At 50.7% G+C, this 359-nt stretch carries 1 protein-coding gene; it reads right to left on the reverse strand.

Going from position 1 to position 359, the window contains the following annotated elements; translation table 11 throughout:
• Positions 1-124: 124 nt before the first annotated feature.
• Positions 125-359: hypothetical protein (locus tag AAEY88_RS12670; protein ID WP_350562948.1), on the reverse strand; the 235-nt coding region annotated here is incomplete at its 5' end.

Here is a 359-nt window from a genome sequence, read left to right on the forward strand (position 1 = left end):
TGTACAGACAGGTGCACGAGCATGACGGCCGCTCCCAGGCTTTAGGTCTGGTTATTTATACAGTGTTTTGTTCGGGGCTGACAATCCTGGCGCTTAGCTCGATTTGCTTGAATCGCGATTTTTTTTAGCGCGATGTGGAATGAGCGTGAAGGAAATGATCCAGGTCAATCGAAAGACTTTTGGTAACGCCTGCGCCCTTGAACCTGAAAATTGTGGCCCCATATACCGGAGCAGAAGCGCGAGTTGAGTTCGCGCATGATTTTGAAAGGAGAAATCTATGGCTGACGAACAGACGCAGGATACGCAAACTCCAGACGCCAATTCGGCTGCCGGTGATGAACTGGCGACTCGTGTGCAAG

It is taken from the genome of Psychrobacter sp. CAL346-MNA-CIBAN-0220, from assembly GCF_040309805.1.
Taxonomy (GTDB): Bacteria; Pseudomonadota; Gammaproteobacteria; order Pseudomonadales; family Moraxellaceae; genus Psychrobacter.